We start from the raw sequence: 13,351 nt of genomic DNA, 5'->3' as shown, positions 1-13,351 counted from the left end.
CTCGATGAACGCGCTCGACACTCAGTTTCACCAGTTGCACCACGATGGCCTGCTGATCCTGACCAACGTCGCCGACGCCACGGGTGCGCGGCTGGTCGAGCAACTGGGTGGCAAAGCCGTCGCCACCAGCAGCGCCGCTGTCGCCTGGGCCCACGGTTACCCGGACGGCAACACCCTGCCGCTGGAGCGTTTGATCAGCACCGTGGAATCGATTGCCCGAGTCATCAAGGTGCCGTTGAGCGTGGACATCGAGGCCGGTTATTCCGATGACCTCGACCGGGTCGCCGAATTGATCGATGCGGTCATCGCGGCAGGTGCGGTCGGGATCAATATCGAAGACGGCAGCGGCACGCCGGAACTGCTGGTGCGCAAGATCGAAGTCGCGCGGCAAGTGGCCGAGAGGCGCAATGTGAAGCTGTTCATCAACGCCCGCACCGACGTTTACCTCAAAGGGCTGGTGCCGGCCGAGGATCGTGTCGCCGAAACCCTGCACCGCGCGGCGCTGTATCAGGCGGCCGGGGCGGATGGATTGTTCGCTGCCGGCGTGACGTCCGCCTACGAAATCGAAGCGATCTGCAAGGGCACGACTTTGCCGGTCAATGTCCTGGGCTTCGCTTGCCTGCCCTCCCCCGAAGAACTGCAAACCCTCGGCGTGCGCCGCTTGAGCGCAGGTTCCGGGATCGCCGAGTTCATGTACGGCGCCATGGGTTCGCTGGTGAAAAGCTTTCTCGCCAGCGGCAAGCTCGACACCCATGACCTCAAGGCCTTCACCTACGGCGAAGTCAACGGTCTGTTGAAGTAACCATGCCCGATCCCTATCAACCGGCCAGCGAGTTTCTGGCCAGCCTCGACGCCGACTGGCAGCGCCACATTGCTGCGGTCGGCCCTTGCCTGCATCAGCCGCATCCCGCGCGTGATCCCTATGAGTCGCTGGTGCGGGCGATTGCCTATCAGCAACTGCACGCCAAGGCGGGCGATGCGATTGTCGGGCGGTTGGTGGGGTTGTTTCCCGGGCAGACGTTTCCACGTCCGGAGCAGATTCTGGCGACGGACTTCGATCAATTGCGCGGTTGTGGGTTTTCGGCGGGCAAGATTGCGACGATTCAGGGGATTGCCCAGGCGACTCTGGACGGTGTGGTGCCGGATTACGCCACGGCGCTGGCGATGGAGGATGAGGCGCTGATCGAGCAATTGGTCAGCCTGCGCGGGGTTGGGCGCTGGACCGTTGAGATGTTGCTGATTTACAGCCTGGAGCGGCCGGACATTCTGCCGGCGGATGACTTTGGGGTTCGCGAGGGGTATCGGCGGTTGAAGGGGCTGGAGGTGCAGCCTGCGCGCAAGCAGATGGTTGAGATCGGGTTGGACTGGAAGCCGTTTCGGACGGTGGCGGCCTGGTATTTGTGGCGGGTGCCGAAAAGCCCCTCACCCTAGCCCTCTCCCAAGGGAGAGGGAACCGATTGGGGGATATTTCAGATATACGCCGACTTGATCCGGTTTTACTGAATCCTTGATCGATTGGGAATATCAGCTCGATGTATACGGTCGGCGCGCTCTGCCTTTGGCTATTTACGGAAAGATCATCTTCATCTCTTTGTCCGAATAATTGTAGTTCCAGCGCAACTCGGTTCCCGCCGCAATATCCTCCGAGGCAAACAGCGCGTTCAACATGTAGGGCCGGTTGACCAGCCGGTCTCCGATCAGCATGTCCGCTTCGACTTTGAACCCGACGATCTGCACGTTATAGCCGTCCGGCGATTGATGGATCGGTTTGCCGGTGGCGTCGTATTCGAAGTTCGAGTTGATCCGCGAAATGATGTTGTCGCCGATGACCACAACTGGATCTTCAACAAACTTTCCTGGTGTGTAATGCACGCTGAAACCCGCCAGCATGGTGAACGTCTGTTCTTCGCGTCGTACCAGACGCACCGGGCTGAGCGTCCCGCCGTAGAGGCCCAGCGCCTCGCCTTTGCTGATTCGTTTATTGGCGACCACCATGAGTTGTCCGATCAGCGCTTTCTCGCCCGGGACCTTCATGTCGGCCTCGGTAAAGGTGCGCAGCTCGAGTTTCTCTTCGTAGAGCCTCGCGACATCTTCATAGCCTTCGAACTTGATGTAGGGCTTGATCGGCTCCGAGCGGAAACGCTCCCCGGTGGTCAGTGTGACCAATGTCTCCAGCTTGCGGATCCGCACCGGTCTGCCCAGGGTGTCGCGTAGCGGGTATTTGCCGTTGTTGGCACGGTCGTAGGTGCCCAGGCGATTGCCCCGGAAGGAATAGCGCACTTCATCGCGCATGCTCACCAGTTCCTGATCGGTGTAGGGCTTGACCGGCATCGATTCGGAGGCAAGCTCGAATTCGTCGTCGGCGTCGTCCGCACGAGCCCGTCCTTCGTCGCCCTCCGGATGCGGCATGGCCTCCAGTGTCGAGGCGACTTCACTTCGCGGGTCGGGGGTGCGAAAACGGTCGGTGGCAAACTCTTCCAGCGGGTGCCAAAGCTTGCCGTCGCTGTCGCGCTCCAGCACCGGGCCGGAAGGATTGAGTTCGCTGGCCAGTCTGGCCCGGTACAAACCGGTTTGCGGGTCGGCGCCGACCTGAACGATGCCCTGACCGGGCAATTCGGCGAACTGACGCCCCTTGAACGTCCTGAAGCCGTCGGCGTCGATGTCTGTCAGCCGGCTCGCCGCCGGGACGTGATACGCCTCCAGCGGCAGTTGCCCCACGGTGGGCGCGACCTCCACCACCGGCAGTGCATCACGAAAGCTGATCGATGCCGGAGGGCTGACGACCTCTGCGCCGCTGTGATGGGGCGTCCGTACGCCACTGGATATTGCGGGCGGCTCCGGCAGATTGCCGTGGACACTCGGTCGAATCACCGGCCCCGACACAGAGCCATCGCTGGAAGGTTTCAGATGAACATCGGCCGGGCCCGTGCCCTTGACCGGCGGTTTGATTGGCATGTTTTTCTTCCTTGAAAGTTGGCCACTCCAGATCCTGAAAAGTCAGGAACCGAAATGGCATCCGGCGTCATTGCCGGTTCAGATCCATGGCGAAAAAACTACCAGACTCACCCCCACACGCCCACGTACAAACCGCTTCAAGATGATTCCCGGCCCTCGCTCACAACCCCGACTTCAACCGGCTGAATGCCCGAATCAATGCCCGGTTGAACGCCTTGCCATTGTCATTCTTGCTGTACAGCGAAGCCCTCACCGCCTGCGGTGGATAGGTCCCCGGATCATTGCGAATCGCCGGTTCGATCAAGCCATCCGCCGCTGTGATCGCGTTGGCGTAGTGAATGGTGTCAGTGATCGGCGCAATCACATCGGGCGTCATCAAGTAATCCATCAATGCCAGCCCGGCTTCAGGGTGCGGTGCATCCTTGGGAATGACCATGGCATCGAACCAGATCAGCGTGCCCTCCTTCGGAATCCGGTAATTCAACTTGAACGGTTTTTTCGCCGCTTCGGCCTGACCCGCCGCGATGGCAACGTTGCCATTCCACGACATCGCCACGCAGGTGTTGCCGTTGGCCAGGTCGCTGATGTTCAGGTCATTGTCGAAGTAGCGGATGTACGGGCGGATCTTCGCCAGTTGCTGCTCGGCGAGTTTCAGGTCGTCGAGGCTCTGGCGGTTGATGTCCAGGCCCATGTACTTCATGACCGCCGCGAACACTTCGTTCGGGTCGTTGAGCAGGCTCACCCCGCAATCGGCGAATTTCGACACCACTGCCGGATCGAACAGCATCGCCCAACTGTCCCGTGGCGCCTCCGGCAGGCGCTGCTTCACGGCCTCCTCCTGATAGCCAACGCCGGTGGTGCCCCAGGCGTAGATCCCGGCGTAGCGGTTGCCCGGATCGAACACCGCCATGTGCTGACGGAACTCCTCGCCGACTCCGGCAAAGTGCGGGAGCTGCTGCTTGTTCAGGGTCTGGATCGCGCCGCTCTCGATGGCCCGCGACAGGTGCTGGCCGGCGGTCAGCACCAGGTCGTAGCCGCTGCGGCCGGTGAGCAGTTTGGTCTCGACGGTTTCCAGTGAGTCGAAGTGATCGGCGACCACCCGAATCCCGGTTTTCGCCTCGAAATTCTTCAGGGTATCCGGGGCCAGGTACTCACCCCAGATGTACAGGTTGACCACCGGTTTCGCTGTTTCGGCAGCCTGCACACACAGGGGTGCAAGCACCAGCAATAACGCTTTACTCAGTTTGTGCAGGCCCATGGTCAGGCTCCTTTTTTCTGGCCGGCGTATTGCGGCATGGTGATGCACGCGACGTTGCCGCCACCGAGCAGGATTTCCCGGGAGTTTTCGATGCCGACGATCTTGTGCTGCGGGAACAGTTCGGCGAGGGTCGCCAGCGCCACCTGATCGCTGCGATCACCGAACAGCGGCACCACGATCGAGCTGTTGCCGGCGTAGTAGTTGATGTACGAGGCACAGATTTTGGTGCCGGCCTGGCGGGTGTGGGTGCTGTCCTGCTGATCGAGGCCTTCGGCTTCTTCGGCGGTCCACTCCAGCACGTCCGGTTGCGGCAGCTTGTGCACGATCAGTTCGCGGCCACGGCTGTCGCGGGTGCTGCGCAGGATGTCGTAGGCCTCCTGATAGATTTCCCACTGCGGATCGTCGCGGTTGTCGGTCCATTGCAGCACCACTTCGCCGGGGCGCACGAAGCACGCGAGGTCGTCGACGTGCCCGTCGGTTTCGTCGAACTTGCAACCGCGCGGCAGCCAGATCACTTGCTCGGCGCCGAGGTAATCGGTCAGCCGGCGGGTCACTTCGTCCTTGCCCAGGTGCTGGTTGCGATTGCGGTTGAGCAGGCATTGCTCGGTGGTGAGGATGCTGCCCTGGCCGTCACTCTGGATGCCGCCGAGTTCGGCAATCAATGGCGCGCGATAACGGTCGAAGCGTTCGATTTCGAGGATCTTGCTGGCGATCTGGTCGTCCTTGTCCCACGGGTAGTAGAGCCCGCCGTCGAGGCCGCCGTAGGCGTTGAACTCGAAGTCGACGCCACGCACTTCACCGCTTTGATCGTTGACCACAAAGCACGGGCCGCTGTCGCGAAACCAGGTGTCGTTGCAGGTCATCTCCACCACCCGCACTTGCGGCGGCAACTGAAGGCGGGCGGTGGCGAACTGGGATGCCGAAGCGCAGACCGTCACCGGTTCGCTGTGGGAGATCGCGGTGACGATCTGCACCCAGACTTTCTGCGCAGGCTTGGCGCCGTTGCGCCAGACGTCGGTACGCTCCGGCCAGCCGAGCCAGCAGCCGGACTTGGCTTCGAATTCGCCGGGCAGACGGAAGCCGTCCTGTTTCGGGGTGGTGTCGAGCAAACGTGCCATGGTCAAACCTCGTCATCGGGATGGGAATGACCTCAGGCTACGGTCGTGGGCGGTCGCGCCGCCAACGATGATTATTTCGGAACAGTTGAATTCAACTCATCAATCGGCCAGTTGATCGTTGAACCATTCCAGCATCTGCGCCACCGCCGGGCGCTCCAGCCGCACCCGCTCGCAGACCAGCGCGTATTGGCCCAGCGCGGTCATGCTGGAGGTGAACGGGCGCACCAGACGCCCGTTCTGCAAGTCCTCCTGCGCCGTGAGGTTGTCACCCATCGCCACGCCCTGCCCTTGCGCCGCCGCCTCCAGCGCGAGGCCGGCGTGGGCGAAATACAACTGGCGCTCCGGACGCAGGTCGCCGGCATGGCTGGTCAGCCACGCGGTCCAGGTCTTGCCGTCCTGGTCGTCGTGCAGCAGGCAGTGTCGGGCCAGATCCTTCGGGGTCTTCAGGTTGCCCTGGTTGAACAGGCCGGGGCTGCACACCGGGAAGAACTGCAACGCCGGCAATGGACGAACGAAATACGCGCTGCTGTCGACCGGGCCGGTGCCGTAGGTGATCGCCAGATCGATGTCTTCGCCGGGCGCCGTGGCGTCGATCGGTTGCTCATAGAGATGCAAGGTGATGTGCGGATAACGCGCGTAGAAATCGGTGAGACGGTTCATCAGCCACTTCTGCGCCAGCTCCGCCGTGACCGCCAGCCGCAACACCGCGAGCGAGGACGGATCGCGCAATTCATCGCAGGCATCGCCGATCAGTTCGAAGGCCTGTTGCAGGCTCTGCATCAGTCGCCCGGCGGCAATGGTCGGGCGAATCTGCCGGCCCTCGCGGATGAACAGCGATACGCCCAGTTGCTCTTCGAGCTGGCGGATCTGATGGCTGACGGCGCTGTCGGTGACGCACAGCTCGGCGGCGGCACGACCGAAATGCGCGTGACGGGCGGCGCATTCGAAGGTTCGCAGGGCGGCCAGGGAAGGTAATCGGCGCATGGGTTTGGGTCCCTTTTTTTGCGGACATGCTGACCTTCGGATTCGTGGGCGTCCAGTTGTACCGCGTTATCGTTCATCGCGAGCAAGCTCGCTCCCACAGGTTTTGCGGTGTGCCCTCAATCTTTCAAACTCTGAATAACCCTGTGGGAGCGAGCTTGCTCGCGATAGCGGCGGCACAGACACGACATCTCTTCTAGGCTGAACCGCATCAACAAAAGCCCAACCGGAGGCCACTCATGCACCTCGAAGGCTCCTGCCACTGCGGCGCGGTTTCATTCACTCTCGACAGCGCCCACCCCTACCCTTATCAGCGCTGCTACTGCTCGATCTGCCGCAAGACCCAGGGCGGTGGCGGCTTTGCGATCAACCTCGGCGGCGACGCGGCCAGCCTCAAGGTGCGCGGGCGCAAACACATCACGATCTACCACGCGAAAATGAAAGACGAAGGCGATGCCCGCGCCCACCGCAGCACCGCCGAGCGACACTTCTGCTCGCTGTGCGGCAGCGGTCTGTGGCTGTTCAGCCCGGAGTGGCCGGAGCTGATCCACCCGTTCGCCTCGGCCATCGACACGCCATTGCCGGTGCCGCCGGAACACACCCATCTGATGCTCGGTTCCAGGGCGCCGTGGGTCGAGGTGCAAGCGAGCGCCAGGGATCAGCAATTCGAGGTCTACCCCGAAGAATCCATCGCCCAGTGGCATGAACGCCTTGGCCTGACTCGCTGAGCATCGATTCCGTTTAATTTCAGACCGCAGTTCCCTTTTGCATCGCTCGTTCGGTTAACCCACCAGAAGCACTTCAACTACCGATCGATTCGATGCAAAGGGATCTCCATGTCGCACGTCCGTTTCCGTTTTGCCTTGCGCCCGCTGGCGCTGGCCGTTGTGAGTTTTGCCGCCACCGCCCACGCCGCTGAAATCACGACGAAAAAAGAAACCCTGCAACTGGGCGCGACCAATATTTCCGCCCAGGGCCTGGGGGCGACCACCGAAGGCACGCAGTCTTACACCACCGGTGCGACGTCCTCGGCCACCGGTCTGCCGCTGTCACTGCGCGAAACGCCGCAATCGGTGACGGTGATCACCCGCCAGCAAATGGACGACCGTGGAGTGCAAAGCATCGGCGATGCGCTGCGCAACACTCCAGGCATCTCGACCCAGAAATACGACAGCGACCGCACCGAGTTTTCCGCTCGTGGTTTTGCAATCACTAATTTTCAGTACGACGGCGTCAACCTGCCCTACGACGGCGTCTACGGCGAGAACCCGAACAACGGCGACGACGCCTCCAGCATCGACCGTGTGGAAGTGATCAAGGGCGCCACCGGCCTGATGACCGGCTCGGGCGATCCGTCAGCCACGGTCAACCTGATCCGCAAGAAGCCGACCAAAGAGTTCAAGGCCTCGATCAGTGGCACTGTCGGTTCGTGGGACGCTTATCGCACGGTGGGCGATATTTCCGGTTCGCTGACCGATTCGGGCAATGTGCGCGGGCGCTTTGTCGGCGCGTATTCGGACAAGAATTCCTATCTCGATCACTACAGCCAGAAGAAGGATCTGTTCTACGGCATCCTCGAAGCCGACCTGACCGACGACACCCTGCTGACCTTCGGCATCGACAAGTCCAGCACCACCCCGCGCGGTACGTCGTGGACCGGCAATCCGGTGTATTTCGCCGACGGCGGCCGCACCGACTTCCCGCGCCACTTCAACAACGGCGCCGACTGGAGCCGTCGCGATTTCGACAACATCACCTACTTCGCCTCGCTGGAACAGGCGCTGGCCAACGACTGGAAGTTCAAGGTCAGCCTCGACCAGAAAACCACCGACCACGACACTCGACTGGCCTCGGCCAGTGGCGGTAACCCGGATCGCGCCACCGGCGAAGGCATGTTCCTGTACTGGGGCCGCTGGGAAGGTCATCGGGTGCAGAACACCGCTGACGTCAACGTCTCCGGCCCGTTCACCCTCGGCGGCCGCGAGCATGAGCTGATCGCCAGCGTGATGACTTCGCACTCGCGCCAGACCGGTTCGACCTACGACACCAGCGCTTTCGAACTCGTACCGGGCAGCATCTACGACTGGAACGGCGACCTGCCGAAACAGGACTTCCCGAAGAACGGCAAATACGAACGCACCCAAAGCCAGAACGGCGTTTACCTGGCCACCCACCTGCACCCGACCGACGATTTGTCGGTGATCCTCGGCAGCCGCCTGAGCACCTTCAAATACAATGAAGACTACCGTTACAACGCCGGCGCCGGCCTCGACGACACCAACGCCAGCTACAAGGAGCACGGCGTGGTCACGCCATACGCGGGGCTGGTCTATGACCTCGACGACACCTACTCGGTGTACGCCAGCTACACCAGCATCTACCAGCCGCAAACCTACAAGGACATCAACGGCTCGACCCTGGCCCCGGTAGAAGGCGACAGCTATGAAGCCGGTCTGAAAGCGGCGTATTTCGACGGTCGCCTGAACGCCAGCCTGGCGTTCTTCCGCATCGAGCAGGACGGCGTCGCCGAGTCGATCGGCACCAACGCCGTCACCAACGAAGGCATCTACAAAGCCATCGACGGCGCGACTACCAAGGGCGTCGAACTGGAACTGGCCGGTGAACTGGCCGACGGCTGGAACGTCTCCGCCGGCTACACCTACGCCCGCACCCGCGATGCCGACGAACAGCGGATCTACGGCTACCCGCTGTCCACCACCAAACCGGAACACGTGGTGCGCACCTTCACCACCTATCGCCTGCCGGGCATGCTCGACAAGGTCACCGTCGGTGGCGGCATCAGCTGGCAGAGCGCGTTCTACGGCAAGATCTACAGCGCTCCGGCCGGCGATTACACGCGCATCAAACAGGGCGGCTACACCCTCGTCGACCTGATGACCCGCTATCAGTACAACGAGCACCTGAGCTTCACCGTCAGCGCCAACAACGTGTTCGACAAGAAGTACCTGACGGGGCTCGGCAACTTCGACACCACGTTCTACGGCGAGCCGCGCAACCTGATGCTCACCACCAAGTGGGACTTCTGATTCAGCGCCAACGGCGGCTTCACAGTCTTTGACAGTTTCCCGACAAAGCTGCCAAAGATTGCCGGCCGCCACCTCACTAGCATGGGCGCATCCAACCTCCCCCTCGGGTGCCCCATGCCGGTTTCGTTACGCACATTTTCGCTGTCCCTGACCTCCCTCTGCCTGCTGCTGCCGGGCGACTCGCTGCGCGCCGAAGACTGGCACGCCACCCTGCGCGCTGGTGCGGCCAGTGCGCCGCGTTACAGCGGCAGTGATGAGCGGGTGGTGGCGCCATTGGTGGGTGTGGAAATTGTCAGCCCTTACGGCGTGTTTCTCGACAGCAGCCGAGGCCTCGGCTGGGGCTTCGACGAAGAGGACTTCGGCCTCAGCGTCTACATCGGCGCCAGCGACGTGCGCAAGGATCGCAAGACCGGATTCAAAGGTTCGGACAAGCTCAACGGCATGGGCTCGATCAAGTCGCGCCCGGTGATCGGGCTCGACGGGACGTATCACATGGGCCCGATCATCCTCGGCGCAAACTTCGAGCATGCGCTGGAAAAGGACGAAGATGACCACGACACCGGCTCGTCGTGGAACCGCCTCAAGCTGAGCATCAGCGCGCCGTTCTACGAAGGCCGTTACGGCAAGGTTACCGGCGGCCTCAACAGCCAGTTCGGCGACAGCAACTACATGCGCACCTGGTACGGCGTCAGCGATGCCCAGGCCTCGCGCAGCCAGTTCCGGGCCTACAACGCCCGAGGTGGCCTGGTCAGTCGCGGCGCGGATCTGACCTGGTCGTTGCCGCTGGATGAGCAATGGAGCGTGTCGACCGTTCTGGCGGTGCAGTACCTGAGCCACGAAGCGGCCGACAGCCCGATAGTCGAGCGCCGGTTGCAGGCCTCATTCGCCGGGCAAGTGGTCTACACCTTTTGATCGCGCTCAGAACAGCTCGCTGAACGGGATGAACCGCAGCGGATCGCCCCTCTGCAAGGTGCTGTTCTCGGGGATTTCCACCAGCCCGTCGGCCCAGGTCGCGCCGAGCAGAACCCCGGAACTCTGGTTCAGATACAGCGCCGCCTGCCCGCCCTCCAGACGCACGCGCAGGTATTCGCGACGGCTGCCGGGTTTCGGCCAGTCGAAGCCGGCGTTGACCGTGAAGCTCAGCGGCATCACCTCTTCCACGCCTTGAATGCGCAGCAGGTACGGGCGCGCCAGCAGGCCGAAGGTCACCAGCGCCGAGGTCGGATTGCCCGGCAGGCCGATCACCGGCACCGTGCCGAAATGGCCGACTGTCAGCGGTTTGCCGGGTTTGATCGCGAGTTTCCACAGCAGCGGTTTGCCGTTGTCACGCAGCACCTGGCCGAGACAATCGGCGTCACCGGCAGACACGCCGCCGGTAGTCAGAATCAGATCGGCCGCCACTTGCAGTTGCTCGAGTTTGAGCCGGGTCTGCGCCGGGCGATCGGGAAGAATCCCGGCGTCGATCACTTCGCAACCCAGTTCGCGCAACCAGTGGTCGAGCAAGGTGCGGTTGCTGTTGTAGATGCTGCCGGGACGCAGCGGCTGACCCGGTTCCACCAGCTCATCACCGGTCGACAGCAACGCCACGCGCGGACGGCGCACCACCGGCAAATGGGTCATGCCCTGCCCGGCGGCGACGGCCAGTTCGAACGGGCCGAGGCGTTTGCCGGCGCGCAGCAAGGTGTCACCGACGCGGTTCTCCTGGCCCTGGGGACGGATGTTCTGGCCGACCTTCAGCGGTAGCAGGAAACGTACGCGACCGTCCTCCAGCACTTCGACGTTTTCCTGCATCTCCACGCAATTGGCGCCCATGGGCAACGGCGCGCCGGTGAAAATCCGTGCGCAGGTGCCGGAGAGCAAGGCGTCCGGCGCCATCCCGGCGTAGACCCGCTGTGACACGCTCAACGGCTGGCGATGCAGGTCGGCGAGATTCAAGGCGTAGCCATCCATGGCGCTGTTCGGCCACGGTGGCAGGTCGAGGGTGGCGACCAGATCGCTGGCCAGCACTCGCCCGCGCGCTTCAATGAGCGGCACCGACTCGCTGTCCGGCAGACGTTGTTCATCGGCCATCGCCAACAGTTGGTCGAGGGCGTCCTCGACCGGCATCAACCCCGGCTTGCTCATCCGCGCGGCCCGCAGGCTTGCACCGGTTTGAGGTGCGGAACGAAGTTGCACGGGCGATGACGGTTATCCAGTTGTTCGGCGAGGATGCCTTCCCACGCGGTGCGGCAAGCGCCGGTGGAACCCGGCAGGCAGCACACCAGCGTGCCGTTGGACAGCCCGGCCAGCGCGCGGCTTTGTACGGTCGAGGTGCCGATATCGAGAATCGAGATGGCGCGGAACAGCTCACCGAAACCGTCGATCTGCTTGTCCAGCAGGCAAGCCACGGCTTCCGGGGTGCTGTCACGCCCGGTGAACCCGGTGCCGCCGGTGATCAGCACCACTTGAATGCCGTCGTCGGCAATCCACTGCGCGACCTGGGCGCGGATCTTGTACAGGTCGTCCTTGAGCAGGTTGCGTTCACTCAAGGTGTGGCCGGCCTCCAGCAAACGGCTGACCAGCAATTGGCCGGAGGTGTCACTGGCGTAATCGCGGGTATCGCTGACCGTCAGCACGGCAATATTCAGGGGAACGAACAAGGCATCCGATTTAACACTCATGGCACTCTCCGGCCGTCGTCAATTCAATGGATGACGAGCCTAAGTGCCGTTTGTGAGGACTGTCTAATCACTCTGGCCAACCACACTATCGACCTGCTCTATCGGTGAATTTTTTCAGGCCCTCGACCACTGTCCGGCCCAATGAAAACGGGCGTCATCGAAACCCTCGATAGGCTCTTAGACACTGCCGATTGGACGAAAAAAGCCCTCAGTGGGATCGTCGATCCCTGCGCTTTCCGTGCGCCGTACGCATCTGCGTCAATACTCAATCAAAATTCCTTATCGAGCAGGTGCCGTCGTGGACATCAAACAACTCAAGTTCCTGATCGCGCTGGACGAAACCCGCCACTTCGGCCAGGCCGCCGCGCGCTGCCACATCACCCAGCCGACCCTGTCGATGCGCCTGCGCAATCTGGAAGACGAGCTGGATCTGGTGCTGGTCAATCGCGGCCAGCGCTTCGAAGGTTTCACCCAGGCCGGCGAGCGCGTCCTGGCCTGGGCCCGCACGTTGCTGGCGGCCCACGACGGGCTGTTTGCCGAAGCTGCAGCCTGCCGCGGGCAACTGGTCGGTAGCCTGCGCCTGGGGCTGGTGCCGCTGAGCAACTTCAATCCGGTGAATTACATTCAGGGTTTGTCCGGGACTTATCCAGAGCTGAAATACAGCCTGTCGTCGCTGAGTTCGGACGAGATCATCGAAGGCCTGGGCAACAATCAGCTGGACCTGGGCGTGTGTTATCTGGACCACGTCAACCCGAACTATTTCGAGTTTTTCGAGATTGGCGAAACCCGCGTCGGCCTGCTCTACGACACCCGCCACTTCCATTTCGAAGGCCCGGAAATGAGCTGGGAAGACGCCGCCGAACTGCCGCTGGGGATGATCACCACCGGCATGCACTACCGCAAATCCATCGACCTGAGTTTCCGCAGTCGCGGGCTGAATCCGCAGCCGATCATGGAAAGCGACTCGACCTATCAACTGCTGCAGGCGATTCACCAGGGTTTCTGCTGCTCGATCATGCCGCTGGACAGCGGGCTGGAAGAGCCGATCGAGCACCTGGCTTTCATCAACCTGCCGGATGCCAGTGTGCTCGCGCCGCTGGGCCTGGTGATGCGCAAGACCGAACCGCGCTCGGCGATTGCCGAGAAGTGTTTTGCCGAGGCGCGCAAGATGTTCGGGATCGAGGCGCCTGCCGTTTAGCCCTCCCCAAGTAGCCTGAAACGTTGCACTTCGGTGCAGCGTCTTCAGGTTCGCCTGCGGTCATCGACCAATCCAATCACTGCATCGGAACAAGCGATTGGACGCACTTTTCCCTGCCCCGTAGCCTGAACCCA

The 13,351-nt window shown here is 62.3% G+C and carries 12 protein-coding genes; 6 read left to right on the top strand and 6 right to left on the bottom strand.

The annotated features are described in order from the left end of the window. Positions 1 to 4: 4 nt before the first annotated feature. Positions 5 to 802, top strand: coding sequence for an isocitrate lyase/PEP mutase family protein (locus ABTV87_RS11645; RefSeq protein WP_433899547.1), 798 nt, complete (start codon positions 5 to 7; stop codon positions 800 to 802). Positions 803 to 804: 2 nt separating this feature from the next. Continuing rightward, positions 805 to 1,431 (top strand): DNA-3-methyladenine glycosylase family protein, encoded by a 627-nt coding sequence (locus ABTV87_RS11640; RefSeq protein ID WP_433899546.1) that lies wholly within the window; start codon positions 805 to 807, stop codon positions 1,429 to 1,431. 135 nt (positions 1,432 to 1,566) lie between these two features. Here ABTV87_RS11640 and ABTV87_RS11635 read toward each other — a convergent pair whose 3' ends face one another. From ABTV87_RS11635 to ABTV87_RS11620, 4 genes are all read right to left on the bottom strand, one after another. Beyond that, on the bottom strand, positions 1,567 to 2,955 hold the full coding sequence (locus ABTV87_RS11635) for a hypothetical protein (protein ID WP_433899545.1): 1,389 nt from the start codon (positions 2,953 to 2,955) through the stop codon (positions 1,567 to 1,569). A 160-nt stretch (positions 2,956 to 3,115) separates the two neighbouring features. Beyond that, complete coding sequence (locus ABTV87_RS11630) at positions 3,116 to 4,213, bottom strand: extracellular solute-binding protein (protein ID WP_433899544.1); 1,098 nt, start codon at positions 4,211 to 4,213, stop codon at positions 3,116 to 3,118. A 2-nt stretch (positions 4,214 to 4,215) separates the two neighbouring features. Beyond that, on the bottom strand, positions 4,216 to 5,331 hold the full coding sequence (gene aguA, locus ABTV87_RS11625; protein ID WP_433899543.1) for an agmatine deiminase: 1,116 nt from the start codon (positions 5,329 to 5,331) through the stop codon (positions 4,216 to 4,218). 99 nt (positions 5,332 to 5,430) lie between these two features. After that, positions 5,431 to 6,315 carry a LysR substrate-binding domain-containing protein gene (locus ABTV87_RS11620; protein WP_085608994.1) on the bottom strand — a complete coding sequence of 295 codons (885 nt, stop codon included), beginning with the start codon at positions 6,313 to 6,315 and terminating at the stop codon, positions 5,431 to 5,433. A gap of 236 nt (positions 6,316 to 6,551) precedes the next feature. Here ABTV87_RS11620 and ABTV87_RS11615 point away from each other — a divergent pair, with 236 nt between their 5' ends. The 3 genes from ABTV87_RS11615 to ABTV87_RS11605 all read left to right on the top strand — a co-directional run bounded on the left by ABTV87_RS11615 (position 6,552) and on the right by ABTV87_RS11605 (position 10,271). Further along, positions 6,552 to 7,040 (top strand): GFA family protein, encoded by a 489-nt coding sequence (locus ABTV87_RS11615; RefSeq protein ID WP_433899542.1) that lies wholly within the window; start codon positions 6,552 to 6,554, stop codon positions 7,038 to 7,040. 108 nt (positions 7,041 to 7,148) lie between these two features. Next, complete coding sequence (locus ABTV87_RS11610) at positions 7,149 to 9,359, top strand: TonB-dependent siderophore receptor (RefSeq protein WP_433899541.1); 2,211 nt, start codon at positions 7,149 to 7,151, stop codon at positions 9,357 to 9,359. Positions 9,360 to 9,473: 114 nt separating this feature from the next. Next, positions 9,474 to 10,271, top strand: a complete 798-nt coding sequence (locus ABTV87_RS11605; protein WP_433899540.1) for a MipA/OmpV family protein — start codon at positions 9,474 to 9,476, stop codon at positions 10,269 to 10,271. Positions 10,272 to 10,277: 6 nt separating this feature from the next. Here the strand turns inward: ABTV87_RS11605 and ABTV87_RS11600 are convergent, their stop codons facing one another. Together ABTV87_RS11600 and moaB are read right to left on the bottom strand one after the other, a co-directional pair. Next, positions 10,278 to 11,483 (bottom strand): molybdopterin molybdotransferase MoeA, encoded by a 1,206-nt coding sequence (locus ABTV87_RS11600; RefSeq protein WP_433899851.1) that lies wholly within the window; start codon positions 11,481 to 11,483, stop codon positions 10,278 to 10,280. Next, positions 11,480 to 12,019: a molybdenum cofactor biosynthesis protein B gene (moaB, locus tag ABTV87_RS11595; protein WP_039770868.1), complete on the bottom strand. Its 540-nt coding sequence runs from the start codon at positions 12,017 to 12,019 to the stop codon at positions 11,480 to 11,482. The genes ABTV87_RS11600 and moaB overlap by 4 nt, the downstream gene beginning before the upstream one ends. A gap of 298 nt (positions 12,020 to 12,317) precedes the next feature. Here moaB and ABTV87_RS11590 point away from each other — a divergent pair, with 298 nt between their 5' ends. Further along, on the top strand, positions 12,318 to 13,217 hold the full coding sequence (locus ABTV87_RS11590; RefSeq protein WP_007957027.1) for a LysR family transcriptional regulator: 900 nt from the start codon (positions 12,318 to 12,320) through the stop codon (positions 13,215 to 13,217). The last annotated feature ends 134 nt before the right edge of the window (positions 13,218 to 13,351 follow it).

The sequence above is a fragment of the Pseudomonas sp. PSE1(2024) genome (genome assembly GCF_050990555.1).
Taxonomy (GTDB): domain Bacteria; phylum Pseudomonadota; class Gammaproteobacteria; order Pseudomonadales; family Pseudomonadaceae; genus Aquipseudomonas; species Aquipseudomonas aphyarum.
The sequence above is the reverse complement of the archived record's forward strand: the minus strand, read 5'-3'. Positions and strand labels throughout refer to the sequence as shown.